This is a genomic window from Enterobacter sp. C3_dUdeg, from assembly GCF_057536195.1.
This window is the reverse complement of sequence record NZ_BAAKFX010000001.1, coordinates 1,261,942-1,280,049: the sequence shown is the minus strand read 5'-3', so window position 1 is coordinate 1,280,049 and position 18,108 is coordinate 1,261,942. Positions and strand designations below refer to the sequence as shown.

The 18,108-nt window shown below is 56.7% G+C and carries 18 protein-coding genes; 3 read left to right on the top strand and 15 right to left on the bottom strand.

Features of this window, described 5'->3' with window-relative positions; genetic code table 11:
• Positions 1-96: 96 nt before the first annotated feature.
• The 11 genes from dtpA to blr all read right to left on the bottom strand — a co-directional run bounded on the left by dtpA (position 97) and on the right by blr (position 9,665).
• Entirely contained in the window at positions 97-1,605 is a 1,509-nt protein-coding gene (dtpA, locus tag AC27FC_RS05990) for a dipeptide/tripeptide permease DtpA (RefSeq protein WP_033145330.1), read from the bottom strand.
• Between the two features lie 591 nt (positions 1,606-2,196).
• Complete coding sequence (nth, locus tag AC27FC_RS05985) at positions 2,197-2,832, bottom strand: endonuclease III (RefSeq protein WP_008500570.1); 636 nt, start codon at positions 2,830-2,832, stop codon at positions 2,197-2,199.
• Complete coding sequence (locus AC27FC_RS05980) at positions 2,829-3,515, bottom strand: electron transport complex subunit E (protein ID WP_023617347.1); 687 nt, start codon at positions 3,513-3,515, stop codon at positions 2,829-2,831. Before AC27FC_RS05980 ends, nth begins: the two co-directional genes overlap by 4 nt.
• Before the next feature lie 2 nt (positions 3,516-3,517).
• Positions 3,518-4,138: an electron transport complex subunit RsxG gene (rsxG, locus tag AC27FC_RS05975; RefSeq protein WP_048977465.1), complete on the bottom strand. Its 621-nt coding sequence runs from the start codon at positions 4,136-4,138 to the stop codon at positions 3,518-3,520.
• Positions 4,139-4,148: 10 nt separating this feature from the next.
• Positions 4,149-5,201 (bottom strand): electron transport complex subunit RsxD, encoded by a 1,053-nt coding sequence (gene rsxD / locus AC27FC_RS05970; protein ID WP_196354530.1) that lies wholly within the window; start codon positions 5,199-5,201, stop codon positions 4,149-4,151.
• Positions 5,202-7,337, bottom strand: coding sequence for an electron transport complex subunit RsxC (gene rsxC / locus AC27FC_RS05965; protein ID WP_196354528.1), 2,136 nt, complete (start codon positions 7,335-7,337; stop codon positions 5,202-5,204). It lies immediately after the preceding gene.
• Complete coding sequence (gene rsxB / locus AC27FC_RS05960) at positions 7,330-7,908, bottom strand: electron transport complex subunit RsxB (protein WP_094935204.1); 579 nt, start codon at positions 7,906-7,908, stop codon at positions 7,330-7,332. Before rsxB ends, rsxC begins: the two co-directional genes overlap by 8 nt.
• Positions 7,908-8,489, bottom strand: coding sequence for an electron transport complex subunit RsxA (rsxA, locus tag AC27FC_RS05955; protein ID WP_014883581.1), 582 nt, complete (start codon positions 8,487-8,489; stop codon positions 7,908-7,910). The genes rsxB and rsxA overlap by 1 nt, the downstream gene beginning before the upstream one ends.
• 76 nt (positions 8,490-8,565) lie before the next feature.
• A complete protein-coding gene (locus tag AC27FC_RS05950; protein WP_048977467.1) occupies positions 8,566-9,006 on the bottom strand; it encodes a DUF2569 domain-containing protein in 441 nt (146 codons plus the stop codon).
• An 86-nt stretch (positions 9,007-9,092) separates the two neighbouring features.
• Positions 9,093-9,308 (bottom strand): transcription modulator YdgT, encoded by a 216-nt coding sequence (gene ydgT / locus AC27FC_RS05945; RefSeq protein ID WP_013096896.1) that lies wholly within the window; start codon positions 9,306-9,308, stop codon positions 9,093-9,095.
• 231 nt (positions 9,309-9,539) lie between these two features.
• On the bottom strand, positions 9,540-9,665 hold the full coding sequence (blr, locus tag AC27FC_RS05940) for a division septum protein Blr (RefSeq protein ID WP_168112406.1): 126 nt from the start codon (positions 9,663-9,665) through the stop codon (positions 9,540-9,542).
• A gap of 243 nt (positions 9,666-9,908) precedes the next feature.
• Between blr and AC27FC_RS05935 the strand changes: the two genes are divergently transcribed.
• Positions 9,909-10,949 (top strand): oxidoreductase, encoded by a 1,041-nt coding sequence (locus AC27FC_RS05935; protein ID WP_094935205.1) that lies wholly within the window; start codon positions 9,909-9,911, stop codon positions 10,947-10,949.
• A gap of 53 nt (positions 10,950-11,002) precedes the next feature.
• On the opposite strand, the gene add is transcribed toward AC27FC_RS05935, so the two are convergent.
• The 3 genes from add to malX all read right to left on the bottom strand — a co-directional run bounded on the left by add (position 11,003) and on the right by malX (position 14,914).
• The gene (gene add / locus AC27FC_RS05930; RefSeq protein WP_033145337.1) at positions 11,003-12,004 is read right to left on the bottom strand and encodes an adenosine deaminase; all 1,002 of its coding nucleotides are present in this window, start codon (positions 12,002-12,004) and stop codon (positions 11,003-11,005) included.
• Between the two features lie 96 nt (positions 12,005-12,100).
• Positions 12,101-13,273 (bottom strand): MalY/PatB family protein, encoded by a 1,173-nt coding sequence (locus AC27FC_RS05925; protein WP_094935206.1) that lies wholly within the window; start codon positions 13,271-13,273, stop codon positions 12,101-12,103.
• Between the two features lie 48 nt (positions 13,274-13,321).
• Positions 13,322-14,914 carry a maltose/glucose-specific PTS transporter subunit IIBC gene (gene malX, locus AC27FC_RS05920; RefSeq protein WP_029740306.1) on the bottom strand — a complete coding sequence of 531 codons (1,593 nt, stop codon included), beginning with the start codon at positions 14,912-14,914 and terminating at the stop codon, positions 13,322-13,324.
• Positions 14,915-15,091: 177 nt separating this feature from the next.
• On the opposite strand from malX, the gene AC27FC_RS05915 reads away from it, so the two are divergent.
• Positions 15,092-16,120 (top strand): Mal regulon transcriptional regulator MalI, encoded by a 1,029-nt coding sequence (locus tag AC27FC_RS05915; RefSeq protein ID WP_094935370.1) that lies wholly within the window; start codon positions 15,092-15,094, stop codon positions 16,118-16,120.
• Between the two features lie 2 nt (positions 16,121-16,122).
• On the opposite strand, the gene AC27FC_RS05910 is transcribed toward AC27FC_RS05915, so the two are convergent.
• Positions 16,123-17,019, bottom strand: coding sequence for a LysR family transcriptional regulator (locus AC27FC_RS05910; protein WP_069302711.1), 897 nt, complete (start codon positions 17,017-17,019; stop codon positions 16,123-16,125).
• 107 nt (positions 17,020-17,126) lie between these two features.
• Here AC27FC_RS05910 and AC27FC_RS05905 point away from each other — a divergent pair, with 107 nt between their 5' ends.
• Positions 17,127-18,107, top strand: a complete 981-nt coding sequence (locus AC27FC_RS05905) for an MBL fold metallo-hydrolase (protein ID WP_094935369.1) — start codon at positions 17,127-17,129, stop codon at positions 18,105-18,107.
• The last annotated feature ends 1 nt before the right edge of the window (position 18,108 follow it).

Below are 18,108 nucleotides of genomic sequence, written 5' to 3'. Positions count from 1 at the left end.
CTTTTTGCTGAGGTTTCAGCTATGTTAGTGCGCCAACGGACAAAAAAAAAGCCGCTAATACATTAGCGGCTTCTGTTCTGTCGTTTCTCAATAATCTTACGCGGTAGCGGTTTTGGTCGCTTCAGCCGTCTTGTCGTCGTCCTGAGTCATACGATTCAGTTTCGGCGCGGTCAGCAGCATCAGAACTGCAATAACCGCAGTCGCGATACCAATCTGCATGAACACGGTACCGTAGACGTTCAGGGAGACCAGTGGGTCAGTGACGTTTTCCGGCACAGCCATCAGGTTCGCAATTTTACCCGCAATGATTGCCGCACCGGCAGTGGTCAGGAACCAGCTACCCATAATGAAGCCCATCAGACGCTGTGGCACCAGCTGTGCAACCATCGCCAGACCCAGACCGGAGATCATCAGTTCACCGATAGACTGCAGCGCGTAGCTCAGGATCAGCCAGTTAACGGACACGATACCCGCGTCGGTGGCAAATTTGGTACCCAGCGGCAGCACCAGGAACGCGCCGGAGCACAGCACCATACCGATAGCAAACTTGTGCGGCATTGGCAGACGGTCGCCCATCTTGTTATAGATAGCGGCCAGAATCGGGCTACCAATCATGATCCAGAACGGGTTCAGCGCCTGATACTGTTCCGGCTCGAACGCGATGCCCAGAATTGAGTGCTCAACGTTACGAATGGCGAAGAAGTTCAGTGAGGTTGGCATCTGGCTGTACAGCACGAAGAAGATAATCGCTTCCAGCATCAGAATGAACGCCACAATCATCTTGCGACGGGCAGCACCCTGCATGGCGAACGCTTCTTTCGCAAAGATAACCACGATACCCAGCGCAACCACGCCCAGAACGGCACGGGCGATACCCTGGTTGTGCAGCAGCCAGGTGGCGATTGCCGCGAGGACAACAACGCCCACGATGGTGGCCAGCAGTTTGCCCATATGCACAGGCTCGAAGTCAGGTTTTGAACCGTAGTCTTTAACCCAGCTGCGGCAGAACAGGAAGTTGACCACGGTGATCAGCATGCCGACGAAGCTCAGCGCAAACGCCACGCTCCAGCCGAACTTCGCCGCAAGCCATGGGGTTGCCAGCATCGAGAAGAACGAACCGATGTTGATGGACATGTAGTACATGGTAAATGCACCGTCCAGGCGCGGATCGTCTTTGTTGTAGCAGGTAGAAAGCAGGGAGGACGGGTTCGCTTTGAACAGACCGTTACCGACGGCAATCGTCGCCATACCCATATACACGACAGCGGCATCATGCCCTGACCATGCAACCAGACCATAGCCAATCGCCAGGACAATGGCGCCCAGCATGATGACACGTTTAGTCCCGAGGACTTTATCACCCAGCCAGCCGCCAATAGCGACCAGACCGTACACCAGAGCACTAAAGGAAGAGAACAGCGTGATGGAATCGGCTTCGGACATACCCAGCTGTTTTACCAGGTAAACCGCCATGATCCCTTGCAGGCCGTAATAACCAAAACGCTCCCATAACTCGATAGAGAAGATGAGATAGAACGCTTTAGGCTGTTTAAAAGCGTTAAGACTCACGCTTTCATCTGTTGGTTTATTGTTTGCAGTAGACACATATACCTCTTTTTTTACATCCCATATTAACGGGGGTGTTCATAGCGCGATGGCCGTAGTCCATACGCCTTATAGTTATATTGGGAGGAGAAACGGCGGGTAATGTTCACTATCCTGCCCCATCTGGCAATACGTTTGTAATAAACTGTTACATATATCTGAAGTGGTATAATCGTCGGTTCATATAAATGTTATTCAGCGTTAAATTTCATACGATGAGTAAAGGTAGTTTTTTCGACTGGCATTAACCCACCCCGACCGGCTTTTGGCGATATGTTCTGCTATTTGCCGCTTAATGCAGTGATATGGGCCATATTCTGAAAAATAGCTGGTCTTATCTTCGGTGATGGACGGAGAGTATCTTGTCAGACAAAGGGTTTAGGCGGATTTTGACAACAAAAATTCAACATGAAGTTATCAGGGTGATCGCGATCACAGATGTATAGAAATTTTTGGCTATGAAAAAAGTATTAACCTGTTTGAGCGTTAAACAACCGAACAAGTGACAGGTCAGAGGGAATGAAATACGGACAAATAACGGCCAAAAGAAGGGTGTCTGGTAGCCCTTCTTTTGGTAAGGGATTGTGACGATCAGGGATACACTTTTTCTTTGTATTCGCAGAGATCTTCAATAATGCAGGAGCCGCAGCGAGGCTTACGGGCAATACAGGTATAGCGGCCGTGCAGAATCAGCCAGTGATGACAGTCAACCTTAAATTCGGCCGGAACCACCTTTAACAGCTTCTCTTCGACCTGCTCAACATTTTTCCCCGGCGCGAAGTTAGTCCTGTTAGAGACGCGGAAAATATGCGTATCCACGGCGATGGTCGGCCAGCCAAACGCGGTGTTGAGCACCACGTTCGCGGTCTTACGCCCCACGCCCGGTAAGGCTTCCAGCGCGGCGCGATCTTCCGGTACTTCGCCTCCGTGCTGTTCCAGCAGGATCCGGCAGGTCTTAATGACGTTCTCGGCTTTGCTGTTAAACAGGCCGATGGTTTTGATATAGGACTTCACGCCTTCCACGCCCAGCTCCAGCATGGCTTTTGGCGTATTGGCGACCGGATAGAGCAGGGCAGTGGCTTTATTGACGCTCACATCGGTCGCCTGTGCAGAGAGCAACACCGCGATCAGCAGCTCAAACGGGGAGGTAAAGTTCAGCTCCGTCGTCGGGTGCGGATTCTCGTCCCGCAGACGGGTCAGGATCGCAATGCGCTTTTCTTTATTCATGAAGCCTTCTCGGGTGTCCCTTCCAGAACGCTACGCTCAGCCGCGCGGCGCTTACGTTTCTCATCAATCAGGTATTTTATCGCCAGCATCATGCCAAGGCCAATAAACGCGCCAGGGGGCAGCATTGCCAGCAGGAACGGCGTATCGGTGTGGAACACTTCAACGCGCAGCGCTTTGGCCCAGCCGCCCAGCAGCGCATCTGCGCCGTCAAACAGCGTACCGTTACCGAGGATCTCGCGCAGCGAGCCCAGCACGAACATGGCGCAGGTGGCGCCCATTCCAATGGAAAAACCATCCAGCGCCGACATGGCAGGGCTGTTTTTCACCGCGAACGCTTCCGCACGGCCAACGACGATACAGTTGGTGACGATAAGGGGAATAAAGATCCCGAGCGACTGGTACAGACCGAACGCGTAGGCGTTAATCAGCATCTGGACGATACTGACTACCGACGCAATGATCATGACGTAAATCGGAATACGAATTTCCGACGGCGTCCAGCGTCGCAGGGCGGAGATGGAGAGGTTGGTCAGCGTCAGCACCAGCGTGGTTGCCAGACCCAGACCGAGCGCGTTGGTGGCGGTGGACGTTACCGCCAGCAGGGGACACATCCCCAGAAGCTGGACCAGCGCGGAGTTGTTCTTCCACAACCCCTGTACAATAACCTCTTTAACCTGGCTCATGATTACTCCTCACAGGCCGGAAGATTGTTGATTTGCGCGGGCAGCGTTTCAGCATACAGCCCGGCTCGTTTTACGGCGTTCACCACGGCGCGCGGCGTGATGGTCGCGCCGGTGAACTGGTCGAACTCGCCGCCATCTTTCTTCACCGCAAACGCGGTATCACCTTCGCCATGGATAACTTTACCGGCGAAGTGCAAAATCCAGTCGCTCAGACGGGTTTCAATTTTATCGCCCAGGCCCGGCGTTTCATGATGTTCCGTCACGCGAGTACCCAGAATAGTGCCGGAGAAATCGCTGCCGACAAGCAGCTGAATGGCGCCGGAATAGCCGTCGGGCGCCGTCGCTTCCATCACCGCGCCTACCGGTCTATTCCCTTTACGGGCGATAAAGAGGCGGTGCGCGCCTTTCCCAAGCTGGGGCGCGTCTACCACAAAGCAGCTTTTTTGTAGATCATTATCGTAGAAATCTGACGGGATGACCTGATCGAACAGCGCCTTTTGCTGCTTTGAAGCCTGCTCTTCGATGGTCGTTTTGGTTAACGTGTTAACCAGGGCCGTCAGCCCGGTCAGGACCGCGGCGAAGACAGCCAGCGTGACGCCGTGCTTTTGCATCGTTTTTAACATGGCGAAACCCTTAGCGATGGCCGTACACGCGCGGACGCGTGTAATAGTCGATGAGCGGAACGGTAATGTTGGCAAGCAGGACGGCAAACGCTACGCCGTCCGGGTAACCGCCAAAGCTGCGGATCAACCATACCAGCAGGCCCGCCAGCGCGCCGAAGATCAGGCGGCCGCGGTTAGTCGTTGACGCCGTAACCGGGTCCGTCAGGATAAAGAAGGCACCCAGCATGGTCGCCCCGGAGAGCAGGTGCATCTGCGGGTTGGCCAGTGATTCAGGAGAGAAGACCCAACCCAGCGTGGCGCAAACCGCCAGCGTCACGAGGAAGCTGACCGGAATATGCCAGCGAATGGCTTTCTGCTGCAGCAGGAACAGGCCGCCCAGCAGATACGCCAGGTTGACCCACTGCCAGCCTGCACCCGCCAGCATGCCGCTGTAAATCGCGGATTTCATGATCTGATCAACGCTGTGCCCGGCATGCAGGGACGTTTTAAAGGTATCGAGAGGCGTCGCCTGGCTGATACCGTCCACGCCCATGCGCAGGGCGTTCATATCAGCGCCGAGCGCCGTATGGCCGGTAAAGATAACGTGCAGGGCATCCATAAAGCCCGGAACCGTGGCCGCAATCTCGTGCGGCGGCAGCCAGCTGGTCATCTGCACCGGGAAGGAGATTAGCAGCACCACGTAGCCAATCATCGCCGGGTTAAACGGGTTATGGCCGAGCCCGCCGTACAGCTGTTTGGCAATGATCACGGCAAACACGGTACCGAGCACGACCATCCACCACGGGGCAAACGGCGGAATACTGATGGCGAGCAGCAGGCCGGTCAGCAGCGCGGAGTTGTCAGCCAGAATGCGTGACACCGCCATCTTACGCAGCTTCAGGACGAGTGCTTCCGCCGCGACGGCGCTGGCGCAGCCCAGGGCTATCTGGAACAGGGTTCCCCAGCCGAAAAACCAGCACTGAACGGCAATGCCAGGCAGCGCGGCCAGGCAGACCAGCATCATAATGCGCGATGTCTGACGCTGGTTGTGGGTGTAAGGGGAACTTGCGATTCTGAAAACCATTTAATCCTCGTTTACGGCTTGCTGTGCGGCTTTCTTCGCCGGAACGCGCGCAATGGCGGCGGCGACGGCGGCCTTGCGCGGGTCATCGTTGGCGGCCTGCGGCTGTTCTTCCTGCTGCGCAGCCTTACGGGCTTTGGCGCGGGCAATCGCTGCTTCGACGGCGGCTTTACGCGGGTCGACCGGTGGTGCTTCTGCCTCTGATACTGCCGCTGGTGCCTGCTGCGCAGCCTTGCGGGCTTTGGCGCGGGCAATCGCTGCTTCGATGGCGGCTTTACGCGGGTCGACCGGTGGTGCTTCTGCTTCTGATACTGCCTCTGGCGCCTGCTGCGCAGCCTTACGGGCTTTGGCGCGAGCAATCGCCGCTTCAACGGCGGCTTTGCGTGGGTCGACCGCTTCTTGCTCGACGACTACCTGCTGCTCTCCAGCTTTGCGGGCCTTGGCCCGGGCTATCGCCGCTTCAACGGCCGCTTTACGCGGGTCGACCTCAGTATCTGCCTGAACCGTTTGCGCTTTTTCCGCCTGACGCGCGCGAGCCGCAGCCTTTCGCGCTTCGCGGGCGGCAATCGCTTCGCTGTTATCCGGTTTTTCCCCGGCCTGGATCACCACCGTCTGGGCGGCATCGGCTTTTTTCTCGCGAACGCGCGCCAGTGCGGCGTTGATCGCATCCTGATCTTTCCCGGCAGGCTGAACGGCGGCCTGCTTATGGCGTTCCTGACGGGCGATTTTTTCGCGCTCCAGTCGCGCCTGACGCGCTTCGAAACGTGCCTTGGCTTCTGCGGCGCGTTTTTCTTCCATGGAGATGGCATAAATCTCGGCCTTCTCCTGACGGAAGTATTGCACCAGCGGAATGTTGCTTGGGCAGACCCAGGCGCAGGCGCCGCATTCAATGCAGTCGGCCAGGTTATGGGATTTTGCCTTGTCGTGCAGCTGGCCTTTACTGTACCAGTAAAGCTGCTGTGGGAGGAGATCCGCCGGGCAAGCATCGGCACAGGCGCTGCAGCGGATGCAACCTTTCTCTTCCTGCTCTTCACCCATTTCGGTGGGGGAAGGGGCGAGCAGACAGTTAGTGATTTTCACTACCGGAACGTCCAGCCACGGCAGCGTAAAGCCCATCAGCGGGCCACCCATGATCACCATCTGGTCGCTGGCCGGGCAAAATTCAGCCTGTTCCAGCAGATGGCGCACCGGCGTACCCAGACGCGCCCAGACGTTGCCCGGACGGGAAACCGACTCGCCGGTCAGCGTCACCACGCGCTCGGTCAACGGCTCGCCGTCAATCACCGCGCGTTTCACCGCATAGGCGGTGCCGACGTTTTGCATCAGCACGCCGATATCCGAAGAGCGTCCGCCGTGCGGGACCTGCTTGCCGGTGAGAATTTGCGTCAGCTGTTTTGCGCCGCCAGAAGGGTACTTGGTCGGGATAACGCGCAGGCTAATATCATGACTGCCCGCCAGCACGGCGCGCAGCATCGAGATGGCCTGCGGTTTATTGTCTTCGATACCAATCAGCACTTCCCGCGGCTTCAGAATGTGCGCCAGGATGCGGATGCCTTCCACCACCTGAGCGGCGCAATCCTGCATCAGACGATCGTCGGCGGTGATATACGGCTCGCACTCGGCGGCGTTGATAATCAACGTCTGGATGTTATCGCCACCGCCGCGCAGCTTGACGCCGGTAGGGAAGCCCGCGCCACCCAGCCCGGCGACGCCGAACTGATGAATTCGCTCGATAAGGGCTTCGCGGCTGTGGGAGCGGTAGTCGCTCCAGCCGTCACGATCGATCCAGCGGTCTTCGCCGTCGGCTTCAATGATCACGCTCAGCTCCGACAGCGCGGACGGATGAGCCACCGTATGAGGGGCAATCGCCACCACTTTACCGGAGGTAGGGGCGTGTATCGGCAGCATACGTCCACGGCCAAAGGTCAGCGGCTGACCGCGAAGAACCGTATCGCCTTCTTTCACGCACAGCTCGCCCTCAGCGCCAATATGCTGTTTGAGCGGCATGACGTAACGCGTCGCCAGCGGAATTTGACGCAGCGGCGTGCCGTTGGACTGGGTTTTCATCTCTGGCGGATGGATACCGCCGTCAAAGTCCCAAATCTTCTCTTTTCTGAAAGCAGAAAATAACTTAAGCATGTTGTTCCACAGGAATGATGCGAACCGGAATGGTTTGAAGATCCCACTTCCAGCTTTCGGTAGTCGTTTCAACCGGGCGCAGCTCGATACATTGCGTCGGGCAGGGGGCCACGCAGAGGTTACAGCCGGTGCAGAGGTCCGCCACGACGGTGTGCATGGCGCGGGTGGCGCCGACAATGGCGTCAACCGGGCAGGCCTGAATACATTTGGTACAGCCGATACAGTTTGCCTCGTCGATCACGGCGAGGGCGCGAACCGGCTCCTGCACCTCCGCATCGCCATCAACGGGCTGCGGATCGACGTTAAGCAGGGTCGCGATTTTCAGCATCACCGCTTCGCCGCCGGGGGCGCAGCGGTTAATTTTTTCACCCTGAATGCCTACCGCTTCGGCGTAGGGACGGCAGCCCGGGTAACCGCACTGCCCGCACTGGCTTTGCGGCAAAAGCTCATCAATTTTCTCAACAACAGGATCGTCCTCTACCGCGAAACGGCGGGAGGCGTAACCCAGGATAAGGCCAAACACCAACCCCAGGACGCTGATAGAGGCGATGGCAATCCAGATAGCATTCATTACAACTTCACCAGACCACTAAAGCCCATAAAGGCCAGAGACATTAAACCCGCGGTCACCAGCGCAATCGCGTTACCGCGGAAGGGCGCAGGGATATCCGCTGCCGCCAGACGCTCGCGAATCGACGCGAACAGGACCATAACAAATGAGAAACCGACGGCGGCGGAAAAACCGTACAGCGCCGACTGCATAAAGTTATGGCCAAGGTTGATGTTCAGCAGCGCAACGCCGAGAACGGCGCAGTTGGTGGTGATCAGCGGCAGGAAGATACCCAGCAGGCGATAGAGGGCCGGGCTGGTTTTACGCACCACCATTTCAGTAAATTGCACAACAACCGCAATGACCAGAATAAAAGCCAGCGTACGAAGATAGATTAACCCCAGCGGGATGAGGATCCAGGTATCAATCAACCACGCGCAGATGGACGCCATCGTCATGACGAAGGTTGTCGCCAGCCCCATGCCCATCGCCGTTTCCAGCTTTTTGGACACGCCCATAAACGGGCACAGGCCAAGGAACTTCACCAGAACGAAGTTGTTAACCAGCACGGTGCCGACAAAGAGCAGTAAGTAATCGGTCATTATTTAGCCTGAAATAAAAAAGCCGCCTATTATCGGACAAACTCACGCAGGCGACAACAGGTTATCTGTAAGGTTATTACGGGTTCACGAAGGTGTTTTTTACCCGCGTCGAACGTTTGAAATAGGGGACCAGCAGCGCGGCCGCCAGTAACGGGAAAAGCAGCTGACGAACGGCCAGAGCGTCTGATACGGGCGAAAAAGCAAAGGCTTTAACCGCCAGCAGAACCGAAATCAGCAGCCAGATAATGTAGTGTTTAGGTACACTTTTGCGGCGCTTAAAGAAGGCGATGGTCAACCACAGGGTGTAGTACCACATACCAATCGCGAAAACGAACGACACAAACCACATCGCAATACTCAGCACGCTTTGCGACATCAGGGTCTGGATGGCGTGAGGGGTAATCAGTGCGGTGGTATACAGCAGCAGCGCAAGTGATGCGCTTAATAAGGCAACCAGCAGCCATGCCAGTGGGGCGATTAACCAGCCTCCAATGCGTTCTCCAGGCGTTGCGGTCATGAACTCTCCCATAATCTGCGCGAAATGTTGTACAGCCAGTTTGCAGGGCGGAGAGTATATAACATTTCGCGCGGATGGCTACTTTCTTATAAAACGTAACGCCATACGGACTTAGGCACTTCACCCACGTTGAACAAACGACCTCCGGAAACCAGCTCCGCACGGCGATGGTCAGCAGCGCGATACATATTAATGATGTCCTGATTATCCGACAGGGTGTAGTTCAGATGGTCAAACAGTTTTTCCAGGCTCTCAAGCGAATTGATCTTGCGAAATTTTAATAAATAGTCCTGAACTGTCATATTAATAAGTTTCCATATAAAAGTGAGTAATACCAGTTAAGGTAATTCGTTCGAATAATAAACGGATTAATAAAGACGTAAACAGCCCACTCAGGTAACGCGACGAAATTAGGAGTTTTCTTTGCTGAAATTCAGGCATCAGACGATGCCTGGAAGAGAAGGTTAACCGTGTTCACCAGGGCTGGCAATAAGTAACTGACATATTATGTCACTCTTTATTGCAGTAACCGGTTACTTAGGTTGGGCGACTGTGACAGGCTCCGGCGGCTGGTAGTTATCGATATGGCTGGCAACGCCCAGCAAAATGACCGAAACCCCAAGGACAATCCATCCCGCTAATTCAATGATTCGATTAATAATTGACGTCATGATTCGTAGTTGTACTTTATCCATAAATACAGGTCGCAAATGTTACAGCGACGTTTCCCCGACGGCAAGCGCTTTGGGAACGGTTCCCTTAAACAAAATCAGTGGGTTAATACTATGTAACAAAAACAACCCCTACAACCTGCTATTTTAAGTCATATGGCACATTATTAATCTGTGGTAATGCCAGGCTAGCCAGTGTGAAATAAGAACGTCATAAAAGAGGACGGCACTATGAGTGATAATATCCGCGTTGGGCTTATCGGCTACGGGTATGCAAGCAAAACGTTTCATGCGCCTCTGATAGCCGGGACGCCGGGGATGACCCTGGCTGCGGTATCCAGCAGCGATGCCGCTAAAGTCCATGCCGACTGGCCTTCCGTGCCGGTTGTCTCTGAGCCAAAACACCTTTTCAACGATCCAAATATTGATTTAATCGTTATCCCCACCCCGAACGACACCCACTTCCCGCTGGCAAAGGCCGCGCTTGAAGCCGGTAAGCACGTGGTAGTCGATAAGCCCTTTACCGTCACGTTGTCTCAGGCTCGCGAGCTGGATGCGCTGGCAAAAAGTCTGGGCAGGCTGCTGTCGGTATTCCATAACCGCCGCTGGGACAGCGACTTTCTGACGGTAAAAAGGCTTCTCAGTGAAGGCACGCTAGGGGAGATCCTCTTTTTTGAATCGCACTTTGACCGCTTCCGTCCGCAGGTACGAAACCGCTGGCGCGAGCAGGCCGGTCCGGGCAGCGGCATCTGGTACGATTTAGCCCCGCATCTGCTGGATCAGGCCGTCAATCTTTTTGGTCTGCCGGTGAGCATGACGGTCGATCTGGCCCAGCTCCGGCCCGGAGCGCAGACGACCGATTACTTCCACGCGGTGCTCAGCTACCCGCAGCGGCGGATTGTGCTGCACGGCACGATGGTCGCGGCCGCGGAATCGGCCCGCTACATCATTCACGGCACGCGCGGGAGCTACGTGAAGTTTGGCCTCGATCCGCAGGAGGACCGGCTGAAAAGCGGTGAACGTTTGCCGCAGGAAGACTGGGGCTATGATATGCGCGACGGCGTGGTCACGCGGGTGGAAGGTGAGGAACTGGTAGAGGAGACCTTGCTGACGATCCCGGGCAACTATCCGGCCTATTATGCGGGCATTCGCGATGCGCTGAACGGCACGGGCGAAAATCCGGTTCCGGCCGGCCAGGCGATTCAGATTATGGAACTGATTGAGCTGGGTATTGAATCTGCCAAACATCGCGCCACGCTCTGTCTGGCATAAGCTTTAAGGGCTGTTGTAGGCCGGGTAAGGCGTAGCCGCTACCCGGCAAATGCTCAACCGCGAGCCACTTTATCTTTAAGCGCCTGTTTCTCTTCAGGCGTCAGGAAGGCGATCTCCAGCCCGTTGATCTGCGCCTGACGGATCTGCTCACGGCTCAGACCCGCCTGCGGTGCGGCGATGTTGTATTCGTGGATGATATCCACGCCCTGAACCGCCGGGTCGTCAGTGTTCAGCGAGGCCAGCACGCCGTGCTCAAGGAACGTTTTCAGCGGATGATGCGCCAGCGTTGCCACGGTGCTGGTCTGAATGTTAGACGTCAGGCAAGACTCAATCCCGATACGCTGCTCCGCCAGGAAATCCATCAGGGCGCGATCTTCTACCGCCTTCACGCCGTGGCCGATACGCTCGGCGCCCAGCTCGCGGATGGCCTGCCAGATGCTTTCCGGGCCAGCCGCTTCACCCGCATGTACGGTAATGTGCCAGCCGGCATCGCGCGCGCGGTTGAAGTGGGAGAGGAACAGACTGCCCGGGAAGCCCAGCTCGTCACCAGCCAGATCGACGGCGGTGATGGCATCGCGATGGGCCAGCAGCGCTTCCAGCTCCTGCAGGCAGGCGGCTTCGCCGAACGTACGGCTCATAATGCCAATCAGACGGGCCTGAACGTCGAAGGTTTTACACCCTTCGCGCACGCCTTCAATCACGGCTTCCACCACGCCTGCAACGGGCAGGCTGTGGGTCATCGCCATATAGCCCGGCGAGAAGCGCAGCTCGACGTAATGCAGGCCATTACGGGCCGCATCTTCAATGTTCTCAAACGCCACGCGGCGGCAGGCATCCAGCGAGGCCAGCATCTTCACGCCCCAGTCGAGTTTGCTCAGGAAGCTGACCAGGTCCGGTTCATTGGAGGTTACCTGTACGTGAGGGATCAGAGACTCAAGCGTCTGAGCAGGAAGCGTTAAATTGAACTGGCGGCCAAGATCGAGGATGGTTTGGGCACGAATGTTACCGTCAAGGTGACGATGAATATCAGTTAAAGGCAGGCGTGTATCAATCATGGTCGCACTCTTTTCTGGTTAAAGTGCGCCATATTATAAAAACAAAACGGGGTAAAAAGCTATTTGCGCAAGGGAATATTCCGTTGCGCAAATTGATTACAGGAGCGTGTTAATCCCGGCAATGAGGCGTTGCACCCCTTGTTCAAGCTTGCTGCGCGGACAGCCGGCGTTCAGGCGAACAAAGCCGTTTCCCTCTTTGCCGTAGGTATATCCCGGCATGATGGCGACTTTTTGCTGCTCGATCAGCACTTTTTGCAGCGCCTGATCGTCAATGTTCAGGGGGCGCAGGTCAATCCAGGCCAAGTAGGTCGCTTCGGGCGGCTGCCAGTTCAGTTTCGGAAAGGCGCGGTTTACTTCCTGCGCGATATACAACAGATTCTCTTCCAGATAGCCCCGCAGGGCATTCAGCCACGGCGATCCCTGCTGATAGGCGGCGATATGCGCCGTCAGCGCCAGCACGGAAGGGGAAGAGAGTCCGTCCCGGCCTTTTAGCGCGCTAAGATAACCGTTACGGCTCTGTTCATCGCCAATCAGGCCGTAAGCGCCCGTCAGCGCTGGAATATTAAAGCTTTTCGAGCCGGAAGTGAGAAGCGCCCATTTGCCGCGCGCCACCGCGTTCCACGGCGTGTGACGATGCTCTCCCCACACCATATCCATATGAATTTCATCGCTGATAACCGCCACGTCATAGCGTGCGCACAGTTCCGCCATCTGCGTCAGCTCGTCCCGCGTCCAGACCTTGCCGGTTGGGTTTTGCGGGCTGCAAAGCAGTAAAATTTTGTTTTCAGGTTTCGCCAGGGCCGCTTCCAGCGCCGCCATATTTCCCTGCCAGCCTGCTGCGTGCTTTTCCATCTCCACGGGCACCACATGACGCGCATTCCCTTCAATGGCTTTGTAAAACGCGTCGTATGCCGGGGTGTGTACCACCACGCCGTCGCCGGGGTGTGACCAGAGACGAATCAGCTCTGACACCATGTAGATAACGGAAGGACCATAAACGACGGTTTCCGTATCAATCTGGCTGTTAAAGCGCTTCTGGAACCAGTGCGCGACGGCGGCGAGAAACTCATCGTTCTTCCAGCGGCTGTAGCCCAGCACGCCGTGATTGATGCGCTGATGCAGCGCGTCGGTAATGCAGGGCGCGGTGGCGAAATCCATATCCGAGATGGTGAAAGGCAGCAGATCGGCCGCGCCAAAGCGGTCGGCGACGTAGTCCCACTGCGTACACCAGGTGCCGTGTCGATCCACGACGGTAGAAAAATCAAACATGACGTGAGTCCTTAAAGTAAAACCCCCTCATGAGAGGGGGCTGAGGCATCAGGCTTCAACTGTTCGCATCAGGGTTGCCAGCTCATCCTTCACCGACTGGACCTGCGGGCCGATAACCACCTGCAAATTGTGCTGATTTAACTGTACCACGCCGATGGCCCGGTTGGCTTTCAGGGCGTTGGTATCCACTTTTGACATATCCGCCACCGACAGACGCAGGCGGGTGATGCAGTTATCCAGCGAGGTGATGTTATCCGCGCCGCCCAGCGCCGCCAGAATGGCCGGTGTGTTATAGCCGGATTTGCCCACGGTCCCGGCAACCGCCTGTTCAACGCTGCTCGCCGTATCGGTATCGCGGCCAGGCGTTTTCAGGTTAAAGCGGGTGATGGCGAAGCGGAAGATGCCGTAGTAAACCGCAAACCAGATAGCCGCCACGACCGGCACCAGGTACCACTTGGTGGACAGGCCGTGCAGGATCCCGAACACCACGAAGTCGATCACGTTGCCGTCGGTGTTGCCGATGGTCACGCCCAGCACCGCCATCACGGTAAAGCCCAGACCGGTCAGCACCGCGTGGATGAGGTACAGCACCGGTGCGACGAACAGGAACAGGAATTCGATTGGTTCGGTGGTACCGCCCACGACGCAGGCGATCACGCCGGAAATCAGCAGGCCTTTAATTTTATGACGGTTTTCCGGGCGAGCGCAGTGGTACATCGCCAGCGCGGCACCCGGCAGGCCGCCGAGGAAGGCAGGCATTTTACCCTGAGACAGGAAGCGGGTGGCGCTTTCGGAGAAGCCGTGGGTGGTCGGGCAGCTCAGCTGCGCCTGGAAGATGGTCAGCGCGCCGCTCACGTCGTGACCGCACACCTCCATCGTACCGCCCGCTTCGGTGAAGCGAATCAGGGCCACCAGGATATGCTGCAGGCCAAACGGCAGCAGCAGCCGCTCGCCGGTGCCGAAGATCATCGGACCGAAATCTCCCGCGCCGTTGATGATGCGGCCAATACCGTTGATGCCCATCGCAAAGACCGGCCAGATCAGCGGAATGATTAAACCGAACAGACCCATCACCACCAGGGTAACAATCGGCACAAAGCGGGTACCGCCGAAGAAGGCCAGGGCATCCGGCAGCCGGATATTATGGAAGCGCTCGTGCAGCATCCAGATAATCACACCCGCGATCACCGCCCCGAGGATCCCGGTATCAATAGACTGGATACCGATCACGCTCTGAATGTTGTTGGCTTTAAGTACGGCAGCGTCGGTGGTCGGCAAAATGCCTTTCGCGGTCAGCCAGAAGTTAACCGCCAGGTTCATCACGGCGTAGCCCACAAACCCGGCAAACGCCGCGACGCCTTTGTTCTCGCGCGCCAGGCCCAGCGGGATAGCGATACAGAACATCACGGGCAGGAAGCTAAACGCAAAGGAGCCGACTTTACTCATCCAGATGAAGATCGCCTGCAGCACCGGGGTACCGAGGAACGGGATCAGCGTGATGACGTCTTTACTGCTCAGCGAGCTGCCGATCCCGAGCATGATCCCGCAGAACGAGAGGAGTGCCACGGGCAGCATAAAGGTTTTACCCAGTTGCTGGAAAAATTCCCACAGCGATATTTTTTGTGCTGCTTTCGCCGTCATAAAACGACTCCTTTATTGTTAAAATCAGTTTGCCTGCTTCAATGCTGCGAGAAGATAAAACGTTTTATCAAATTTTAGTGCGCGCTAAATCACATTCTCAGGCTTTGACTGGTAGTATAAAGATAACGTATTGATAAAACGTTTTACCGATCTCATTTCAGGGAGTCACGCCAACACATGGCTGTAGCGAAAAAAATCACCATCAACGATGTCGCGCTGGCGGCGGGCGTTTCCGTCAGCACCGTTTCTCTGGTGCTAAGCGGAAAAGGGCGCATCTCTCCTGCGACCGGTCAGCGGGTTAACGAGGCGGTTGAGCAGCTGGGTTTTGTGCGTAACCGTCAGGCGTCGGCGCTGCGCGGCGGGCAAAGCGGGGTGATTGGCCTGATTGTCCGCGACCTGACGTCACCTTTCTATGCGGAGCTGACCGCAGGGTTAACCGAAGCGCTTGAAGCGCAGGGGCGGATGGTCTTTCTTCTGCACGGCGGTCGCGAGGCCGATCAGCTTCTCTCCCGGCTCGATATGCTGCTGAATCAGGGGGTGGACGGGGTGATCGTCGCCGGGGCGTCGGGCGTGGGCAGCGAGCTGTGCGAGCGCGCCGCCGAAAAAGGCGTGCCGCTGGTGTTTGCTTCGCGTGCCAGCTATCTGGACGAGGCCGATACGCTGCGACCGGATAACATGCAGGCCGCGCAAATGCTGACCGAACATCTTATTCGTCGCGGACATCAGCGCATTGCCTGGCTGGGTGGGAAAAGCTCGTCCCTGACCCGCGCCGAGCGGGTCGGCGGCTACTGCGCGACGCTGATTAAATACGGCCTGCCGTTCCACAGCGAATGGGTCGTGGAGTGTGAATCCAGCCAGAAGAAAGCGGCGGAAGCGATAGCCGCGCTGCTGCGCAGCAGTCCGACGATCAGCGCCGTGATTTGCTACAACGAGGTGATTGCTATGGGCGCCTGGTTTGGCCTGATCCGCGCCGGGCGTCAGAGCGGCGAGGGCGGGGTGGAAACCTTCTTCGGCCATCAGGTGGCGCTGGGGGCGTTCGCCGACGTCGGTGAAAACGCGCTCGACGATCTGCCGATCGTCTGGGCCACCACCCCTGCGCGAGAGATGGGCTACACGCTGGCGGACAGGATCATGCAGCGCATCGACAACACGGACGTTCAGGCCGGGCACCAGATTGTGGCGGCGCGGTTAGTGACGGTGAAATAATATCAGGTGGGTTGCGTCAGCGGATTGAGCAACAGTTCGGCTTCCAGCGCTTCCACAAATTTTCTTACTTTTGCCGGGATCAGCCGTGAGGTCGGGTAGACCGCCCAAACGGCCAGCGATTCCGGCTGGGCATCCTCAAGAACGATCCGCTCGAGTTTACCCTCACTGAACGCCGGCTCTACGTACCAGCGGGATAAATTGGCGATCCCCAACCCTCCGAGGCAGGCTTCGAAAATTGCCTCAACGGAGTTCGCGGAGAATCGGCCCGACACCTTTTGTTTGTAGCGCTGTTCACCCTGTTCGAATGACCAGTGGACGGTATCTGACGTGGTCAGACAGCTGTGTGCCGCCAGATCGTTAAACGATTTTGGATAGCCATTCGCGGCAAGATACGCCGCGCTGGCGCAGAGATCGCGAGGGTTGTGACACAGGCGATGGGCAACCAGCCGGTTATCGCGCAGCGGCGCAATGCGTAACGCCACGTCTATGCCTTTTCCGACAATATCAACCTGTTCGTCGGTGGCGAGTAAATCGACCTGCAGGGCGGGATGTTGCTGCATGAACCGGGTCAGCATGGGAGCAACGATCTTACGGCCAAACCCCGCTGAGGCGGTAATACGCAGGCGTCCGGAAAGGTGCGTCCCTTCGGGAAACAGATCGGCAAGCGCGTTATTTTTATCTTCCAGCAACGCCTGCGCATGGGGCAAAAAAACGGCCCCATCGCTGGTGGGTGACAGGGAACGCGTGGTGCGGTGCACCAGCCTGACCCCCAGTTCAGCCTCAAGATTATTAAGAGACCGTGACGCCGCCATGGCGCTCACAGAGAGCCGACGCGCGGCGCCCGCCAGACTACCCGCCTTGACGGCTTCGACAAACACTTCAACATCTTCCAGTTTCATTGCATCGATTTTCGTTATGCTGACTTATCAAAGTACATATCTACATTATTTATCGTTACGCTGCCATAGTCTCTTCACAACCTGAAAAATATCAATCTGGAGTGAAGATGAAAAAGTTGAAAACGGTTCTGGCGCTCAGCGGCCTGCTCCTGGCAAGCACATCGTGGGCAGATGCCCCGGCACAGGTGAAACAGCAGGTTCCGGGCTATTATCGTCTGGCGGTCGGGGAATATGAGGTAACGGCGCTGTTCGACGGCTATAACGATCTTTCGCCTGCCTTACTACATGGGCTCTCAGGCGACAAGGTTCGCGAACTGCTGGCTCAACATAAAGTTGATGCCGAACGCATGCCTACCGCCTTCAACGCCTTTCTGGTGAATACCGGTAAACACCTGGTCATGATTGACAGCGGGGGGGGCCACTGCATGGCGGAAACGGCCGGCCAGCTGGTCAGCAATATGAACGCATCAGGGTACCGTCCCGAGCAGGTCGATACCATTTTTCTGACCCACCTGCATCTTGACCACGTGTGCGGCCTGAGCGATGCAGAGGGTAAAGCATTGTTCCCCAATGCCACCGTCTACGTACCGCAGGGTGAGGCCGACTACTGGCTTGACCCCGCAAAAGAAGCGAGCGCGCCGGCTAATGCGAGGGAGTATTTCGCTATCGCCAGGCAAGCGCTGTCTGCGTATAAAGCCGCCGGGCACCTTAAAACCTTCGTCCCGCCAGCTTCGCCTGTCCCGGAAGTCCAGACGGCATATGCCATCGGGCATACGCCTGGCAGTACCGTTTATCGCTTCGCGTCGCAGGGAACGGCTATCAACTTCATTGGGGATTTGATTCATGCTCCTGCCGTCCAGTTCCCGCACCCTGAAGTGTCTATTCGCTTTGATGTCGATCCGAAAAAAGCCATCTCATCCCGGGCGCAGGAATTTAACGCGCTGGCGAAAGACGGTGAGTGGATGGCCGCGGCGCATCTGCCTTTCCCCGGTATCGGTCATATCACCGCCTGGCAGCAGGGCTATAGCTGGAATCCTGTCGATTACGGTCCTTATCAACGTGCGGCCAACGTGCCTCTGCTGAAATAAA